The sequence below is a fragment of the Salipiger mucosus DSM 16094 genome, from assembly GCF_000442255.1.
Taxonomy (GTDB): domain Bacteria; phylum Pseudomonadota; class Alphaproteobacteria; order Rhodobacterales; family Rhodobacteraceae; genus Salipiger; species Salipiger mucosus.
Genome location: NZ_KE557280.1, coordinates 51,307 through 66,844 on the forward strand (window position 1 = coordinate 51,307; position 15,538 = coordinate 66,844).

At 69.1% G+C, this 15,538-nt stretch carries 15 protein-coding genes; 6 read left to right on the forward strand and 9 right to left on the reverse strand.

The features are described from left to right. Window positions 1-5 precede the first annotated feature (5 nt). The gene (locus SALMUC_RS18890; RefSeq protein ID WP_020039196.1) at window positions 6-1,517 is read right to left on the reverse strand and encodes a class I adenylate-forming enzyme family protein; all 1,512 of its coding nucleotides are present in this window, start codon (window positions 1,515-1,517) and stop codon (window positions 6-8) included. 65 nt (window positions 1,518-1,582) lie between these two features. On the opposite strand from SALMUC_RS18890, the gene SALMUC_RS18895 reads away from it, so the two are divergent. After that, a complete protein-coding gene (locus SALMUC_RS18895) occupies window positions 1,583-2,203 on the forward strand; it encodes a helix-turn-helix domain-containing protein (protein ID WP_020039197.1) in 621 nt (206 codons plus the stop codon). A 9-nt stretch (window positions 2,204-2,212) separates the two neighbouring features. Here the strand turns inward: SALMUC_RS18895 and SALMUC_RS18900 are convergent, their stop codons facing one another. The 8 genes from SALMUC_RS18900 to SALMUC_RS18935 all read right to left on the reverse strand — a co-directional run bounded on the left by SALMUC_RS18900 (window position 2,213) and on the right by SALMUC_RS18935 (window position 9,520). Further along, entirely contained in the window at window positions 2,213-2,440 is a 228-nt protein-coding gene (locus SALMUC_RS18900) for a hypothetical protein (protein WP_037372325.1), read from the reverse strand. A gap of 120 nt (window positions 2,441-2,560) precedes the next feature. Then, entirely contained in the window at window positions 2,561-3,850 is a 1,290-nt protein-coding gene (locus SALMUC_RS18905; protein ID WP_037372369.1) for a branched-chain amino acid ABC transporter permease, read from the reverse strand. A gap of 2 nt (window positions 3,851-3,852) precedes the next feature. Continuing rightward, window positions 3,853-4,863, reverse strand: coding sequence for a branched-chain amino acid ABC transporter permease (locus SALMUC_RS18910; RefSeq protein WP_020039200.1), 1,011 nt, complete (start codon window positions 4,861-4,863; stop codon window positions 3,853-3,855). A 61-nt stretch (window positions 4,864-4,924) separates the two neighbouring features. Next, window positions 4,925-5,758, reverse strand: a complete 834-nt coding sequence (locus SALMUC_RS18915) for an ABC transporter ATP-binding protein (protein WP_020039201.1) — start codon at window positions 5,756-5,758, stop codon at window positions 4,925-4,927. A gap of 97 nt (window positions 5,759-5,855) precedes the next feature. Beyond that, the gene (locus SALMUC_RS18920) at window positions 5,856-6,632 is read right to left on the reverse strand and encodes an ABC transporter ATP-binding protein (protein WP_020039202.1); all 777 of its coding nucleotides are present in this window, start codon (window positions 6,630-6,632) and stop codon (window positions 5,856-5,858) included. A gap of 86 nt (window positions 6,633-6,718) precedes the next feature. After that, a complete protein-coding gene (locus tag SALMUC_RS18925) occupies window positions 6,719-7,915 on the reverse strand; it encodes an ABC transporter substrate-binding protein (RefSeq protein ID WP_020039203.1) in 1,197 nt (398 codons plus the stop codon). A gap of 100 nt (window positions 7,916-8,015) precedes the next feature. Beyond that, window positions 8,016-8,807, reverse strand: a complete 792-nt coding sequence (locus SALMUC_RS18930) for an ABC transporter permease (protein WP_020039204.1) — start codon at window positions 8,805-8,807, stop codon at window positions 8,016-8,018. Next, window positions 8,804-9,520 carry an ABC transporter ATP-binding protein gene (locus SALMUC_RS18935; protein WP_020039205.1) on the reverse strand — a complete coding sequence of 239 codons (717 nt, stop codon included), beginning with the start codon at window positions 9,518-9,520 and terminating at the stop codon, window positions 8,804-8,806. Before SALMUC_RS18935 ends, SALMUC_RS18930 begins: the two co-directional genes overlap by 4 nt. A 277-nt stretch (window positions 9,521-9,797) precedes the next feature. Between SALMUC_RS18935 and SALMUC_RS18940 the strand changes: the two genes are divergently transcribed. The 5 genes from SALMUC_RS18940 (at window position 9,798) to SALMUC_RS18960 (ending at window position 15,534) form a co-directional block, all read left to right on the forward strand. Continuing rightward, on the forward strand, window positions 9,798-10,331 hold the full coding sequence (locus tag SALMUC_RS18940; RefSeq protein ID WP_020039206.1) for an SRPBCC family protein: 534 nt from the start codon (window positions 9,798-9,800) through the stop codon (window positions 10,329-10,331). An 87-nt stretch (window positions 10,332-10,418) separates the two neighbouring features. After that, window positions 10,419-10,904: a (2Fe-2S)-binding protein gene (locus SALMUC_RS18945; protein ID WP_020039207.1), complete on the forward strand. Its 486-nt coding sequence runs from the start codon at window positions 10,419-10,421 to the stop codon at window positions 10,902-10,904. 78 nt (window positions 10,905-10,982) lie between these two features. Then, entirely contained in the window at window positions 10,983-13,343 is a 2,361-nt protein-coding gene (locus SALMUC_RS18950) for a xanthine dehydrogenase family protein molybdopterin-binding subunit (protein WP_020039208.1), read from the forward strand. 103 nt (window positions 13,344-13,446) lie between these two features. Next, a complete protein-coding gene (locus SALMUC_RS18955) occupies window positions 13,447-14,232 on the forward strand; it encodes an FAD binding domain-containing protein (RefSeq protein ID WP_020039209.1) in 786 nt (261 codons plus the stop codon). Between the two features lie 102 nt (window positions 14,233-14,334). Then, window positions 14,335-15,534 carry an aminotransferase class V-fold PLP-dependent enzyme gene (locus SALMUC_RS18960; protein ID WP_037372328.1) on the forward strand — a complete coding sequence of 400 codons (1,200 nt, stop codon included), beginning with the start codon at window positions 14,335-14,337 and terminating at the stop codon, window positions 15,532-15,534. The last annotated feature ends 4 nt before the right edge of the window (window positions 15,535-15,538 follow it).

The following is a 15,538-nucleotide window of genomic DNA, read 5'->3' on the forward strand; positions in this document are numbered from 1 at the left end:
CGCGATCACGAAATGGCGTGATCCTTCAGTGCCTTGCGGATCATCTTTCCGTTGGGATTGCGGGGCAGGGCATCGACGCGCACCCAGGCGCGCGGCTGCTTGTAGCGTGCGAGGCGTTCGGCGGCCTCGGCCATGAGCGCCTCTTCGTCCAGCTCGCTGTCGGAGACGTAGAAGGCCGCGATCACGCGCACGCCTTCTTTGACCTCGACATCGGTGACGCCGATCTCGGCGATGCCGGGCAGGTCGGCCAGCGCCGCCTCGACCTCGAGCGGCGAGACGCGGTAGCCGCCGGCATTCATCATGTCGTCGTCGCGGCCGAGATAGTCGATCTGCCCGTCCTCGCGCATCGCGCCCTGGTCGCCCGTCACGAACCAGTCGCCGGCGAATTTCGCAGCCGTCTCCTCGGGCGCGTGGAGGTATTCCAGCATGAGGCCCGGGTCGGTCCGGTGCACGGCGATGGTGCCCGGCGTGCCGCGTTCGACCGGCGTGCCCTCGGGGTCGATGATCGCGACACGGCGGCCCTCCTGAGGTGCGCCGATGGCGCCAGAGGCGGCCGGGCGCGACGGGGCCGAGGAGATGAAGGTCGAGCATTCCGACATCCCGTAGGCCTCGTAGATCTCGGTGCCCGTGGCCTCGCGCCAGGCGTCGCGGATCGGTGCGGCGAGCTTTTCGCCCGCCGCGAGGCCGTGGCGCAGCTTGGGCAGCGGCGGCACGGGATACTTCAGGACATTGCGATAAACGCCCGGGGCCGCTGCGAAAATCGTCGCGTCGTTGCGCTTCATCAGGAGCGAAAGCTGCGCCGGGTCGGTGCCGGCGGTGGGGATGAGCGCGGTCGCGCCCATGGTCCAGGGGTCCATGAGCCCGGTGCCCAGCGTGTAGGTCCAGTTGAAGGCCCCGGCGTGCAGCAGCCGGTCCTCGGGGCGCAGATCGTACCAGCCCTGCATCATCATCTGCCGTGCCCAGATGGCGCGATGCGCATGCCCCACGGCGCGCGGGCGTCCGGAGGTGCCCGAGGTGTAGACGACATAGGCCAATCGTTCGGGATCGCCCATGTCGTAGTCTGCGGGCGGCAGGTCACGCCAGGCGCGGAAGCTTGCCTCGCCGAGAACGGGCGTTGCAGTTCCGGGGCAGGCCACGCCGTCGCCCCGCAGGATGGCCTTGGGCGACAGGTGATCGAGGATGCCCGCGACCTCTTTTTCGGTCAGCTGCGAGGAGGTCGGCACCGGAACGATGCCCGCCGCGATGGCGCCGAGGTAGGCGATGGGGAAATCCACCGTGTTGCCCAGCCGCAGGAGCAGCAGGTCGCCCGGCACCAGCCCTTCACGCAGAAGCCCCGTCGCGGTGCCGCGCACCGCCGCCGTGAGCCGTGCGTAGGACCAGCGCTCGGCCCCGGTGGGCTTGACGATCGAGAGCGCGATCTTGTCCGGCACCGCGGCGCCGGCTCTCAGCACATGGGCGGCGAGGTTGAAAGGTGCGGGGCATGGGGCGAAGGCGCCCTCGTCGAAAACGGAATGCATGACCCGGGATTAGGGCGCCGCAGCCCGTGTTGCAAGCGGCGGGACGCGGGCCTATAGCATGGCCCATGACGCGCGATCCCCGGTCCCTGATCCGCCTCGCCCGGGAAACCGGCGAGGACGCCCAGCCCGAGCCCCTCGACCTGGGCGCGCGGGTGCGCGACCTGCGCAAGGAACGCGACTGGACGCTGGAGCAGGCCGCGAAACAGGCCGGACTTGCCCGGTCGACGCTGTCGAAGATCGAGAACGGGCAGATGTCGCCCACCTACGACGCGCTGCGCAAGCTGGCGGTGGGCCTCGGGATTTCGGTGCCGCAGCTCTTCACGCCGCCCAAGCGCGAGCAGGTCTCGGGCCGCATGGTGCATCTGCGCGACGGCGAGGCGCCCAAGCAGGTGACGCCCACCTACGAGCACGAGCTTCTGGCCGAGGCCCTGACACGCAAGAAGATGCTGCCCTACAGGGCGCGGGTGCGGGCGCGCTCGATGGAGGAGTTCGACGGCTGGGTGCGTCACGACGGCGAGGAGTTCCTCTACGTCCTGACCGGCATCATCCGGCTCTACACCGAGTTCTACGAGCCCATCGAGATGAAGCGCGGCGACAGCGCCTATTACGACGCGACCATGGGGCACAATGTCGTGTCCGTCAGCCCCGAGGATGCCACGATCCTCTGGGTCACCTCGCTTGGCTGAGGGCGGGACCTAGCCGGCGAGCTGCTCCTGCCGCGTCTCGAGACTCTGGAACATCAGCCAGTCGTCGAGCGCCTCGCGCGCCTCGGACTGGGTGAGATCGTGCCGCTCGGCGATATGGGCGGTGACGACCTCCTTGTCCGTGCGCTGCGCGAGGGCGCCGCGATCGAGATGGGGGAAGCGGCGCTGCAGACGCTCGAGCGTCTGCGGCCATGTGCGGGTGAGGGCTGTCCAGGTCATCGTCATAACTCCCGAACCGCGCGGATTGCGCGGAGTTCCATGCCGCCGGGACGTCGCGCGGAAATCCGCGCAGGCGGCACGTCCGGGACAGAATGGCGCCCGCGTTTTAAGGAAGCGTTATCAGCGCTCCGGCAGGAGCCCGCGCGGGGCAAAGCGCAGCACCACCAGCAGCACCAGCCCCATGGTCAGGAGCCGCATGTGCTGCACGCTGCCCAGCAGGTGGTCGCGCAGCGCCGAATCCTCTGCCATGCCCGCGGTCACGAAGCCCATGATCGCCTGTCCTATTGGCTCGACCTGGACCCAGAGGAACCAGATCAGGAAGCCGCCCAGCACCGCGCCGAGGTTGTTGCCCGAGCCGCCCACGATCACCATCACCCAGATCAGGAAGGTGTAGCGCAGCGGCTGGTAGGTCGTCGGCACGAGCTGCCCGTCGAGCGTGGTCATCATGGCACCCGCCAGCCCGCAGAGTGCCGAGCCCAGGATGAAGACCTGCAGGTGCCGGCCGGTGACGTCCTTGCCCATGGCCTCGGCCGCCTCCTCGTTGTCGCGGATCGCGCGCATCATGCGGCCCCAGGGCGAGTTCAGCGCCAGCTGCGCCAGCACCAGCAGCACGATCAGAACGGCGGCAAAGAGCAGCCCGTAGCCCAGCTTGACCGTCAGCGTCGAGGCGGTGGTGGGATCGAGCCCCAGCCCGGCGGCACGTTCGACGAAGGCGGCGTCGTTCTGCAGGTCGATCTCGTAGGGCACGGGGCGGGGCAGGCCGATCACGTTCTTGACGCCCCGCGCCAGCCAGTCCTCGTTCTTGAGCACGGCGATGATGATCTCGGCGATCCCCAGCGTGGCGATGGCCAGGTAGTCCGAGCGCAGCCCCAGCGCGGTCTTGCCGATGACCCAGGCCACGCCGGCGGCCAGCAGCCCGCCCACCGGCCAGGCCAGCAGCACGGGCAGGCCCAGCCCGCCGAGATAGCCCGTCGCGGCCGGGTTCACGTCCTCGACCGCGCCCACGGCCGGGTCCAGCACCGCGCGGTAGACGAAGAATCCCGCCAGCAGGATCGCCGCCAGCGCCCAGCCGCGCCACCCGCGCGGCAGCCGCTTCCAGGCGGCCACGCCCGCCGCGATCACGGCCATGCCCAGCACCAGCGCGCCGATCAGCCGCGCGCCGCCGGCCGACCAGGCCTCGGGCACCGGCGGCATCGAGACCAGCACCACCGCCAGACCGCCGGTCGCGACAAAGCCCATGACGCCCACGTTGAAGAGCCCGGCGAGCCCCCATTGCAGGTTCACGCCCAGCGACATCACGGCGCTCACCAGCCCCATGTTGAGGATCACCAGCGCGGTGTTCCAGCTCTGCAGGACCCCGGTGCCCAGGATCAGCAGCGCCACCAGCGCGAAGAGAAGGACGGTGCGCATGGTCATACCGATTTCCCCCGGAAGAGCCCCGTCGGCCGGAACAGCAACACGATCACCAGGATCACGAAACTGACGGCGAACTTGTAGTCGGTCGAGAGCAGCTGCACGAGCCCCGAGGGTTCGAGGCTCTCGGGCAGAAGATGGCCCAGCACCTTCTTCCAGGCATAGGTGATCCCGACCTCGGAGAAGGCAATGATGTAGCCGCCCGCGATGGCCCCGAGGGGCGAGCCCATGCCCCCCACGATGGCGCTGGCGAAGATCGGCAGCAGCAGCTGGAAATAGGTGAAGGGCTTGAAACTCTTGTCGAGGCCGTAGAGCACGCCCGCGATGGTCGCCAGTGCCGCGACGAAGAGCCAGGTCACCAGCACGACGCGCTCGGGGTTGATGCCCGAGAGCAGGGCGAGGTCCTCGTTGTCGGAGTAGGCCCGCATCGACTTGCCGGTGCGGGTGTGGGTGAGGAACCAGAAGAGGAAGGCAACCACCAGGACGGCCACCACCACCGTGATGCCCTGCGTGGTCTTGATCGCCAGGCCCTCGTCGAGCCCCGTCATGGCGCGGAAGTCCAGCGCGCTGATGATGAAGCGCTCGCCGTCGGCGAAGCGCTGGTCGTCGGGCCCGATGACGAAGCGGGTCAGCCCGTTGTAGACGAACATCACCCCCATCGACACGATCACGAGGATCACGGGCTTGGCCTTCTGAGCCCTGTAGAAGCGATAGACCACCCGGTCGGTCGCCAGCAGCAGCGCCGCCGCGCCCAGGATGCCCGCCGGGATCGCCAGAAGCGCGGTCGGCAGCGGCCCGAGGCTCACGCCCATGCCCTGCAGACCCCAGGTGGCCAGCACGGCGCACATCGTGCCCCAGGCCATGGAATCGCCGTGCGCGAAGTTCGAGAACCGCAGGATCCCGTAGATCAGCGTCACCCCCAGCGCCCCCAGCGCCAGCTGGCTGCCGTAGGCCACGGCCGGGATCAGCACGAAATTCGCCAGCGCCACCAGCGCGTTCACGATATCCATCAGACCCGCCCCCCGGGCTTCTTCTTGTTCCAAATACGCACGTCCGGCCCTCTCCGCCTCGTCATCCGCCCAGGAAGCTGCGCCGCACCTCGGCATCGGCCAGAAGCTCGCGCCCCGTCCCGGTATGCGCGTTGCGCCCCTGCACCAGCACGTAGCCCCGGTCGGCGATCTCCAGCGCCTGCCGTGCGTTCTGCTCCACCATGAGCACCGGCAGCCCGGTGCGCGCCACCTCGATGATCCGGTCGAAGAGCTCGTCCATCACGATGGGGCTCACCCCGGCCGTGGGCTCGTCCAGCATCAGCACCTTCGGCTGCGTCATCAGCGCCCGGCCCACCGCCACCTGCTGGCGCTGCCCGCCGGAAAGCTCGCCCGCCGCCTGCCGCCGCTTGTCGCGCAGCACGGGAAACAGGTCGTAGACCTGCTCCATGGTCCCGCGGAAATCGTCGCGACGCAGGAAGGCGCCCATCTCGAGGTTTTCCTCCACCGTCATCGAGGTGAAGATGTTGCCGTTCTGCGGCACGAAGCCCATGCCGCGCGCCACCCGCGCCTGCGGCGCCAGTTCGGTGATCTCCTCGCCGGCGAGCGTCACCGCGCCCTCGCGGAGGCTCAGCATGCCGAAGAGCGCCTTCATCGCCGTGGACTTGCCCGCGCCGTTGGGGCCCACGATCACGGCGATCTCGCCGCGCTCGACCGCGATGGTGCAGCCGTGCAGGATGTCCGCCCCGCGCCCGTAGCCGCCGGTCATCGCCTCGCCCACGAGGTAGGGCCCGCCGGGCGCCGCATGCGCCTCGCCGCCACCGGCCACCGGCTGCGCCGTGCCCGCGCCCGCGCCCGCAGGGTTGGCGATCGAGCGATCCCGGTTGCTGCGATCGTCGGAATAGGGCCCGCCGCTCATGCCCCGGCCCCGTGCTTCTTCTTGTTCCAAATACGCATCCGCGCCCTCTCGTCCGGGCGCCCCGCGAGGGCAGGCGCCCGCAGATCGTCATGGCCCCTCATGCCGGCTCCCGGTTCTTCAGCCCGGTGCCGAGATAGGCCTCGATCACCGCCTCGTCGGCCTTGATCTCGTCGATGGTGCCCTCGGCCAGTACCTTGCCCTCGGCCATGACGATGACCGGATCGCAGAGGCGGCCGATGAAATCCATGTCGTGCTCGATCATGCAGAAGGTATAGCCGCGCTCCTCGTTGAGCCGCCGGATCGCGTCGCCGATGGTGTTGAGCAGCGTGCGGTTCACGCCCGCGCCGACCTCGTCGAGAAACACGATCTTGGCGTCCACCATCATCGTGCGCCCCAGCTCGAGCAGCTTCTTCTGTCCGCCCGAGAGGTTGCCGGCCTTCTCGTCCTTGAGGTGCGAGATCGTCAGGAACTCCAGCACCTCGTCGGCCTTCTTGAGCAGCGCGGCTTCTTCCTGTGCGATGCGGCCGCGCCCGAACCAGGCGTTCCAGATCGATTCCCCCGCCTGGCTGCCCGGCACCATCATGAGGTTCTCGCGGCAGCTCATGGAGGAGAACTCGTGCGCGATCTGGAAGGTGCGCAGCAGCCCGCGGTGGAACAGCTCGTGCGGCGCAAGGCCGGTGATGTCCTGCCCGTCCATCACGACGCGCCCGGAGGTCGGCGGCAGCGCGCCCGCGATCACGTTGAAGAGCGTCGACTTGCCCGCCCCGTTCGGGCCCACAAGCCCGGTGATCGTGCCGTCGGCGATCTCGAGGCTCGCCCCGTCGACCGCATGGAACCCGCCGAAGTGGCGGTGAAGGTTCTCGACCCGGATCACTGCATGCACTCCCCTTGCTCGGGCTCCGACATTACGAAAAGGCCCGGGGGCATGCCCCGGGCCACGCGTCGCCGGGCGGGCCCGGCTTACTTGAAGGAGACGGTCTCGAAGGCGCCGTCCTTGATCTCGTAGTAGCGGTAGGTGCCGGCGGCCTCGCCGGGGCCGATCAGCTCGACGTTGGTCGCGCCGACGTAGTCGACCTCGCCGCCGTCGGCCAGGATCTCGAGCGCCTTGCCCAGCTCGCCCGGCAGGATCTTCTCGCCCGGGGCGTTGGCCACGTCCATGACGTTGGCCGCCACGGCCGCCGAGGAGGCCTCGCCGCCCTTCATCATCGCGAGCGCGATCAGCGCCGCCGCGTCGTAGCTTTCGCGGGTGTAGGAGCTCTCGGCGTTGATGCCGGCCTCGGTCGCCACCTCGGTGAAGGCCTCGGTGCCGTCGCCCTCGGCCCAGGGGACCGAGCCGAAGGAGCCGTCGAGGTAGTCGCCCAGGTCCGCCAGCAGCGAGTCGGCATACATGCCGTCACCCAGCATGAAGGTGTCGAAGGCGCCGGTGTCGAGCGCCGAGCGGATCATGCCCTTGCCGCCCGAGTCGGCGTAGCCCAGCACCGCCAGAACCTCGCCGCCGGCCGAGGCCAGCGCGCCGATCTCGGCCGAGTAGTCGGCCTTGTTGTCCTCGTGCGGGGCCGAGAGGGTGATCGTGCCGCCCATCTCCTCGAAGGAGGCCGCGAAGGCATCCGCGAGACCCTTGCCGTAGTCGTTGTTGGTGTAGGTGACCGCCACCTCGGAGATGCCGCGCTCGTCGAGGATGCCGGCGAGCACTTCGCCCTGGCGCGCATCCGACGGCGAGGTGCGGAAGAAGAGGCCGTTGTCCTCGGTGGTCGACAGGCCGGGCGAGGTCGCCGCGGGCGAGATCATCGGCACGCCGTTGGGCACGGCCACGTTGGTCAGGATCGCCCCGGTCACGCCCGAGCAGTCGGCGCCCATGATGGCGACCACGCCGTCGGTGGTCACGAGCCGTTCCGCGGCTGCGGTGGCGGCCGAGCTGTCGACGCAGGTCGCGTCGCCCCGTTCGGGCACGAGCGTCACGCCGTCGAGGAAGTTGCCGCTCTCGTTGACCTCGGTCAGCGCCAGCTCGGCGGACTCGCCCATGGGCGGGGTGAGGGATTCGATCGGACCGGTGAAGCTCAGGATGACGCCGATGCGGGCGTCCATCGCGTGGCTTTCCGCGTGTGCGGTGCCGGCTGCGATCAGGGTGGCGGCGGATGCCATCAGCCACTTCTTCATGTCATCAGTCTCCCGTGTTGAAAACTCTTGGTTTTGGCCCGACCCTAAGCAGCCCCCGCGCAAAAGAAAAGCCCGCAGCCGGCGCACGCTGCGTCAGCGCTCAGCGCCGCCTGCGGATCAGCCCGCGCGCCGGGTCGTAGCCCCGAAGCGCCAGCGCGAGGAAGCCGAGGGTGGCGAGCGCCGTCCATCCCAGCGCCGGGAGATTCCATTCGAGGTAGAGCGCGAAGCGGATCAGCTCGACCGCGTGGGTGAAGGGGTTCACCGCGCAGATGTCGCGCAGCAGCGGCGAGGATTCGGCCATCTTCCAGAGCGGGTAGAGCGCCGAGCTTAGAAAGAACATCGGGAAGATGACGAAGTTCATCACGCCCGCGAAGTTCTCGAGCTGCTTGATGAAGCTCGAGAGCGCCAGCCCCAGCGCCCCCAGCATGAGCCCGGCGAGCAGCAGCGCGGGCAGGGCGGCAAGGTATCCCCCCGGGGCCATGTCGATGCCGAAGGCCGCGGCGATGGCGAGGAAGGCATAGACCTGAAGGATCGAGATGAAGGTCGCGCCGAAGAGCTTGGAGACCAGCAGGAACCAGCGTGGCAGCGGCGCGGTCAGCAGCAGGCGCATCGAGCCCATCTCGCGGTCGTAGACGAGGCTGAGCGAGCTCTGCATCCCGTTGAAGAGCAGGATCATGCCGCAGAGGCCCGGCACGATGTAGGTCTCGTAGGTGATGTAGGTCTGGTAGGGCGGGATGATCGAGAGCCCCAGCGCCGCGCGGAAGCCCGCCGCGAAGACGAGAAGCCAGACCAGCGGGCGCACCAGCGCGGCGAGGAAGCGCTCGCGCTGATGGATGAAGCGCAGGGCCTCGCGGGCGACGATGGCTGCGAAGGCGGTGACCCAGGGCCTCATGCCTCGGCTCCCGTGCGGGCGAGGAACCACTCGCGCAGGGGCGTGGCGCCGTGCAGCTCGTGCGCGGTGCCGTCGGCGAGGATGCGGCCCTGGTGGAGCAGGATCAGCTGGTCGTCGTTCGCGACCTCGTCGGTCAGATGCGTGGCCCATAGCACGGTGAGCCCTTCGTCGCGGGCGAGCGCGTGGACGTGGTCGGTGATCGCGGTGCGGGCGGCCGCGTCGAGGCCCACGGTGGGCTCGTCGAGCAGCAGCACCGAAGGGCGGTGCAGCAGGGCGCGCGCGATCTCGGTGCGCCTGCGGTGGCCGCCGTTCAGGTCCCGTGTCTTCTCGGAGGCACGCTCGCGCATCCAGAGCCGGTCGAGGGCGGCGTCGATGCGGCTGCGGGCCTCGCGGCCGGCGAGGCCGTGCAGCGCGGCGAAATAGGCGAGGTTCTGGCGCACGGTGAGATCGAGGTCGAGCGTGGGCTGCTGGAAGACCACGCCCATGCGCGCCAGCGCGCCGCGCGGGCTGCGCGCCATGTCGTGCCCCGCGATCGCGATCCGGCCCGAGGGCGCCGTGAAGAGCCGCGTCAGCAGCCCGAACAGCGTGGATTTGCCCGCGCCGTTGGGCCCCAGAAGCGCGGCGAAGCGGCCCGGCGGCACGATGAAACCCACGGCGTCGAGGGCCGTCTTCGACCCGTAGCGGAACGTCAGGTCCGCGACCTCAAGGCTCATGTGATGTCCTCCCCGGGGCCACGGTAACAGAGCGGGCGGCCGGCGCCAGTGCTCCGGAAGGCGGTGTTGTCGAGGCATCGCGCAAAGATTTTTCGGACGAAAAATCTTGGGTCTGCGACGAAGGTTGCGGTGCTGCGGGCTTGCAGGCGCGCGCAATCGGCGCAATCCTCGCGCCCGGGGACCGGCTCGGCGGCACCGGGCGGCTAGGCCATTGGTCCCGATTTGCGCCGCGCGGCGACGTGACTACTGTGGACCCGGCAAGAAGAGGAACACCCACATGCACATGAGCGACACCCGCGATATCGAGGCCCCGCGCGAGGTGGTCTGGGCGGCGATCACCGACCCCGAGGTCCTGAAGCAATGCGTGCCCGGCTGCACCGAGATGACCGGCAGCCCCGAGGAGGGTTTCCAGGCGACCGTGGTGCAGAAAGTCGGCCCGGTGAAGGCCACCTTCAAGGGACAGGTGACCCTGTCCGAGATGAACGAGCCCGAGAGCCTGACGCTCAGCGGCGAGGGCAAGGGCGGGGCCGCGGGCTTTGCCAAGGGCGGCGCCGACGTCACGCTCACCGACAAGGGCGACGGCGTGACCGAACTGCACTACGAGGTCGAGGCCAAGGTCGGCGGCAAGCTCGCGCAGCTGGGCAGCCGCATCATCGACGGATTCGCCAAGAAGATGGCGGACCAGTTCTTCACCAACCTCCAGGACGCGGTCGAGGGGCCCGAGGATCCCGATGCCGCCCCCGAGGCCGACGGCGAGGCCGCAGAGGATGGCAAGAAGAAGGGCTGGTTCAAGCGGATGGTTTCGGGCTGATCGGCCCGCAGCGCCATGCCGCGGTTGACGCGCGGCGCGGCGCGGGAAAGGATTTCAATGACAACAGGATACCCAGGGAGGGATTGAATGACCAAGGTAACGATGACGGTGAACGGCAAGACGGTCGCGAAGGAGGTCCGGGGCAACATGCTCATGACCGAGTTCCTGCGCGACGAGTTGCATCTCACCGGCACCCACGTGGGCTGCGACACGAGCCAGTGCGGCGCCTGCGTGATCCACGTCAACGGCCAGGACGTGAAGGCCTGCACCATGTTCGCCGGCGAGGCCGAGGGCGCAGAGGTCGCCACGATCGAGGGCATGGCCAATGCCGACGGCTCGCTCAACACGATCCAGCAGGCGTTCCAGGACTACCACGGGCTGCAGTGCGGCTTCTGCACGCCGGGCATGGTGATGACCGCGGCGGCATTGCTGCGCGACAATCCCAAGCCCAGCGAGACCGAGATCCGGGACTACCTCGAGGGCAACATCTGCCGCTGCACGGGCTACCACAACATCGTCAAGGCGATCATGGCGGCCAGCGGTCAGGACGTGAGCGCCATCGCGGCCGAGTGACGAGGTCGGCGTGCGTCGCGTGACGCGCGCCGGGAGGCAACGTGCGCCCGAGGCGCACCGCATAGGGAGGAGGACCCCATGCCCAAGGATCATGGAATCGGAGCGGCTCCGAAGCGCCGGGAGGACGTGCGCTTTCTGACCGGCACCGGACAGTACACTGACGATATCAACGTCTACGGACAGACCTATTGCCACTTCCTGCGCTCGGACGTGGCGCACGGCAAGATCACCTCGATAGACACCAGCGAGGCCGAGAAGATGCCCGGCGTGGTGCGCATCTTCACCGGCAAGGATTTCGAAGGTCTGGGCGGTCTGCCCTGCGGCTGGCAGGTGACCGACAAGCACGGCGCGCCGATGAAGGAGCCCGGACACCCGGTGCTCGCGCAGGGCAAGGTGCGCCACGTGGGCGACCCGATCGCCGCGGTGGTGGCCGACAGCCTCGAGGAGGCGCGCGACGCCGCCGAGGCGATCATGGTCGAGATCGAGGACCTGCCGGCGGTGGTCGACATGAAGGCCGCGCTGGAATCCGGTGCCGCCAAGGTGCACGACGATCTCGACGACAACCTCTGCTACGACTGGCAGTTCGGCTCGGAGCAGGAGGCGGTGGACAAGGCCTTTGCCGAGGCCGCGCATGTCTCCACGCTGGAGCTGGTGAACAACCGCCTCGTGGCGAACCCGATGGAGCCGCGCGTCGCGGTGGGCGAATACAACCGCGCCAACGACGAATCGACGCTCTACACCACCAGCCAGAACCCGCACGTGATCCGGCTGCTGATGGGCGCTTTCGTGCTCAACATCCCCGAGCACAAGCTGCGAGTGGTGGCGCCCGACGTGGGCGGCGGCTTCGGCACGAAGATCTTCCACTACGCGGAAGAGGCCTTCGTCACCTGGGCCTCGCGGCAGATCAACCGGCCGGTGAAATGGACCTCGACCCGGTCCGAGGCCTTCATGTCCGACGCCCACGGGCGCGACCACGTCACCAAGATCGAACTGGCGCTGGACAAGGACAACAACTTCACCGGGCTGCGGACCGACACCTACGCCAACATGGGCGCGTATCTGTCGACCTTCTCGAGCTCGGTACCGACCTGGCTGCACGGCACGCTGATGGCGGGCAACTACAAGACGCCGGCGGTGCAGGTGAACGTGAAGGCCGTCTTCACCAACACGGTGCCGGTGGATGCCTACCGTGGGGCCGGGCGCCCCGAGGCGACCTTCCAGCTGGAACGGGTGGTCGACAAGGCCGCGCGCGAGCTGGGCGTGGACCCGATCGCGCTGCGCCGGCAGAACTTCATCACCGAGTTCCCCTACGCGACCCCGGTGGCCGTCGAGTACGACACCGGCGACTACGTGGCGACCATGGACAAGCTCGAGGAGATGATCGACCGCGCGGGTTTCGAAGCGCGCCGCAAGGAGAGCGAGTCGCGTGGCAAGCTGCGCGGGCTCGGCATCAACTGTTACATCGAGGCCTGCGGCATCGCGCCGTCGAACCTCGTGGGGCAACTGGGCGCGCGCGCGGGCCTCTACGACGCCGCGACCGTGCGGGTGAACGCCACCGGCTCGATCAGCGTCATGGTCGGCGCGCACAGCCACGGGCAGGGGCACGAGACGGCCTTCCCGCAGGTGGTCGCCGAGATGCTGGGCATCGACGAGAGCATGATCGACATCGTGCACGGCGACAGCAGCAAGATCCCCTTCGGCATGGGCACCTACGGCTCGCGCAGCCTCGCGGTCTGCGGTTCGGCGATGGTTCGCGCGACCGAGAAGATCATCAACAAGGCCAAGAAGATCGCGGCGCACCTGCTCGAGGCCTCGGAAGGGGACATCGAGCTCAAGGACGGCCAGTTCACCGTGGCGGGCACCGACAAGTCGGTCGCCTGGGGCGACGTGACGCTCGCCGCCTACGTGCCGCACAACTACCCGCTCGAGGAGATCGAGCCGGGGCTCGAGGAGACGGCCTTCTACGATCCGGCCAACTTCACCTACCCGGCGGGCGCCTATGCCTGCGAGGTCGAGGTGGATCCCGAGACCGGCAAGGTCACGATCGAACGGTTTGCCGCCGCGGACGACTTCGGCAACGTGGTGAACCCGATGATCGTCGAGGGGCAGGTGCACGGCGGGCTGGCGCAGGGCATCGGGCAGGCCATGCTCGAAAACTGCGTCTACGACGAGAGCGGGCAGCTGCTGACGGCGTCCTACATGGACTACGCCATGCCGCGCGCGGACGACGTGCCCTTCTACGCGGTGGATCACAGCTGCGCCACGCCCTGCACCCACAACCCGCTTGGGGTGAAGGGCTGCGGCGAGGCCGGGGCCATCGGCTCGCCGCCCTCGGTGGTGAACGCGGTGATCGACGCGCTGCACTCGGGCGGTCACAAGGTGGAGCACATCGACATGCCGGTCTCGCCGCACCGGGTGTGGCAGGCCATGCAGGGCTGAGGACAGGCGGCGCCTCCGCCCCCTCCCTGACCCTCCCCTCGACGGGGGAGGGAAAGACGGCGGGAGGGGGCGGAGGCGCCGGAGACAACAGGAGAGACACGAGATGTATTCTTTCGATTTCGAACGGCCGACCACGCTGGATGACGCGGTCAAGGCGCTGGGGCAGGACGAGGCCCAGGCGCTTGGGGGCGGGCAGACGCTGATCCCCTCGCTGAAGCAGCGGCTGGCGATGCCCTCGAAGCTGGTGAGCCTCGCGGCCATCGAGGAGCTCAAGGGCGTGACGGCCGAGGGCGGCGTGCTGACCGTTGGCGGCGGCACAACGCATGGCACCGTGGCGGCCGAGGCCTCGGCCTATCCGGCGCTGGCGGCGCTGGCCTCGAACATCGGCGACCCGGCGGTGCGCAACCGCGGCACCGTGGGCGGCAGCCTTGCCAACAACGACCCGGCGGCCTGCTATCCGGCGGCGGCGCTGGCCTCGGGCGCGACCATCGTGACCAACACCCGCGAGATCGCCGCCGACGACTACTTCCAGGGCATGTTCACCACCGCGCTGGACGAGGGCGAGATCATCACCGCGGTGAAGTTCCCGATCCCGGAAAAGGCCGCCTACATCAAGTTCGAGCAACCCGCCTCGCGCTTTGCCCTCGTGGGGGTCTTCGTCGCGAAATACTCCGACGGCGTGAAGGTCGCGGTGACGGGCGCCTCGGAAGAGGGCGTGTTCCGCTGGACCGAGGCCGAGGAAAAGCTGTCGGCGGACTTCTCCGCCGGCGCGGTCGAGGGGCTGAGCCTGCCGGCCGAGGGCATGATGTCGGACCTGCACGGATCGGGGGCCTACCGCGCGCACCTGATCGGCGTGCTGACCAAGCGCGCCGTGGCCGCCGCCGGCTGACACGAACCCGGACAGGCTGTCGCCGCCCGACGCGGCGGCAGCCCGCTTGACCGCGATCCCGGAAGGCGCTTTTCTGCAAGCGACATCAGGGGGGTGCAGGTCATGCTTGATCCGGATTTCGCGCGGGCGCAGTTTCCCGCCTTTGCCGAGCCGTCGCTCGACGGCTGGGCCTTCTTCGAGAACGCGGGCGGCTCCTATGCCTGTCGGCAGGTGATCGACCGGCTGACGCGCTTCTACCGCGAGCGCAAGATGCAGCCCTACGGTGCCGCGGCTCCCAGTGCCGCGGGCGGCGCCGAGATGGACGAGGCGCGCGAGCGCCTCTCGGCCCTGCTGGGCGTGGCCTGCGACGAGCTGAGCTTCGGCCCCTCGACCACGCAGAACGCCTATGTCCTCGCGCAGGCCTTCCGCCGGTTCCTGTCGCCCGGCGAGGCCATCGTCGTCACCGACCAGGACCACGAGGCCAATTCCGGGCCCTGGCGGCGGCTGGCCGAAGCGGGCATCGAGATCCGCGAGTGGAAGATGAACCCGGCGACCGGGCAGCTCGATCCCGACGACCTTGCGCCGCTGCTGGACGATACAGTGCGGCTGGTCTGCTTTCCGCATTGCTCGAACGTCGTGGGGGCCACCAACCCGGTGGCCGAGATCACCGCGCTTGCCCATGCCGCCGGCGCCTTCACCTGCGTGGATGGCGTGAGCCATGCGCCGCACGGCTTCCCGGACATCGGGGCGCTGGGGTGCGACATCTACCTCTTCTCGGCCTACAAGACCTATGGCCCGCACCAGGGGATCATGACGATCCGCCGCGCGCTGGCCGAGGTGCTGCCCAACGAGGCGCATTTCTTCAACGGTGACACGCTTTACAAGAAGTTCACGCCCGCGGGTCCGGACCATGCGCAGGTCGCGGCCTGCGCCGGCATGGTGGACTATGTCGAGGCGCTTGGCGCGCATCACGCCTGCGCCGCGAAGGACGTGGCGGGGCTCATGCACGACCGCGAGACGATGCTGCTCCAGCCGCTGCTGGACTGGGCCGCGTCGCGCAACGGGCTACGGCTGCTGGGACCGCGCGAGGCGGAGCGGCGCGCGCCGACCGTCGCGCTGGACCTGGGCCGGCCGGCCGCGCCGGTGGCTGCCGCTCTGGCCGAGCACGGGATCATCGCGGGCGGCGGCGACTTCTACGCGGTCCGTGCGCTGCGGGCGCTGGGGGTCGACCCCGACCAGGGCGTGCTGCGGCTGTCCTTCGTGCACTACACCACCGAAGAGGAGGTCGCCCGCGCCATCGAGGCGCTGGAACGAGTGATCTGAACCG

Excerpts from the sequence above, each read along its gene's own strand:
- SALMUC_RS18890 (WP_020039196.1), bottom strand. The coding sequence starts at position 1,517 with ATGCATTCCGTTTTCGACGAGGGCGCCTTCGCCCCATGCCCCGCACCT.
- SALMUC_RS18895 (WP_020039197.1), top strand. The coding sequence starts at position 1,583 with ATGACGCGCGATCCCCGGTCCCTGATCCGCCTCGCCCGGGAAACCGGC.
- SALMUC_RS18900 (WP_037372325.1), bottom strand. The coding sequence starts at position 2,440 with ATGACCTGGACAGCCCTCACCCGCACATGGCCGCAGACGCTCGAGCGT.
- SALMUC_RS18905 (WP_037372369.1), bottom strand. The coding sequence starts at position 3,850 with ATGCGCACCGTCCTTCTCTTCGCGCTGGTGGCGCTGCTGATCCTGGGC.
- SALMUC_RS18910 (WP_020039200.1), bottom strand. The coding sequence starts at position 4,863 with ATGGATATCGTGAACGCGCTGGTGGCGCTGGCGAATTTCGTGCTGATC.
- SALMUC_RS18915 (WP_020039201.1), bottom strand. The coding sequence starts at position 5,758 with ATGAGCGGCGGGCCCTATTCCGACGATCGCAGCAACCGGGATCGCTCG.
- SALMUC_RS18925 (WP_020039203.1), bottom strand. The coding sequence starts at position 7,915 with ATGAAGAAGTGGCTGATGGCATCCGCCGCCACCCTGATCGCAGCCGGC.
- SALMUC_RS18930 (WP_020039204.1), bottom strand. The coding sequence starts at position 8,807 with ATGAGGCCCTGGGTCACCGCCTTCGCAGCCATCGTCGCCCGCGAGGCC.
- SALMUC_RS18935 (WP_020039205.1), bottom strand. The coding sequence starts at position 9,520 with ATGAGCCTTGAGGTCGCGGACCTGACGTTCCGCTACGGGTCGAAGACG.
- SALMUC_RS18940 (WP_020039206.1), top strand. The coding sequence starts at position 9,798 with ATGCACATGAGCGACACCCGCGATATCGAGGCCCCGCGCGAGGTGGTC.
- SALMUC_RS18945 (WP_020039207.1), top strand. The coding sequence starts at position 10,419 with ATGACCAAGGTAACGATGACGGTGAACGGCAAGACGGTCGCGAAGGAG.
- SALMUC_RS18950 (WP_020039208.1), top strand. The coding sequence starts at position 10,983 with ATGCCCAAGGATCATGGAATCGGAGCGGCTCCGAAGCGCCGGGAGGAC.
- SALMUC_RS18955 (WP_020039209.1), top strand. The coding sequence starts at position 13,447 with ATGTATTCTTTCGATTTCGAACGGCCGACCACGCTGGATGACGCGGTC.
- SALMUC_RS18960 (WP_037372328.1), top strand. The coding sequence starts at position 14,335 with ATGCTTGATCCGGATTTCGCGCGGGCGCAGTTTCCCGCCTTTGCCGAG.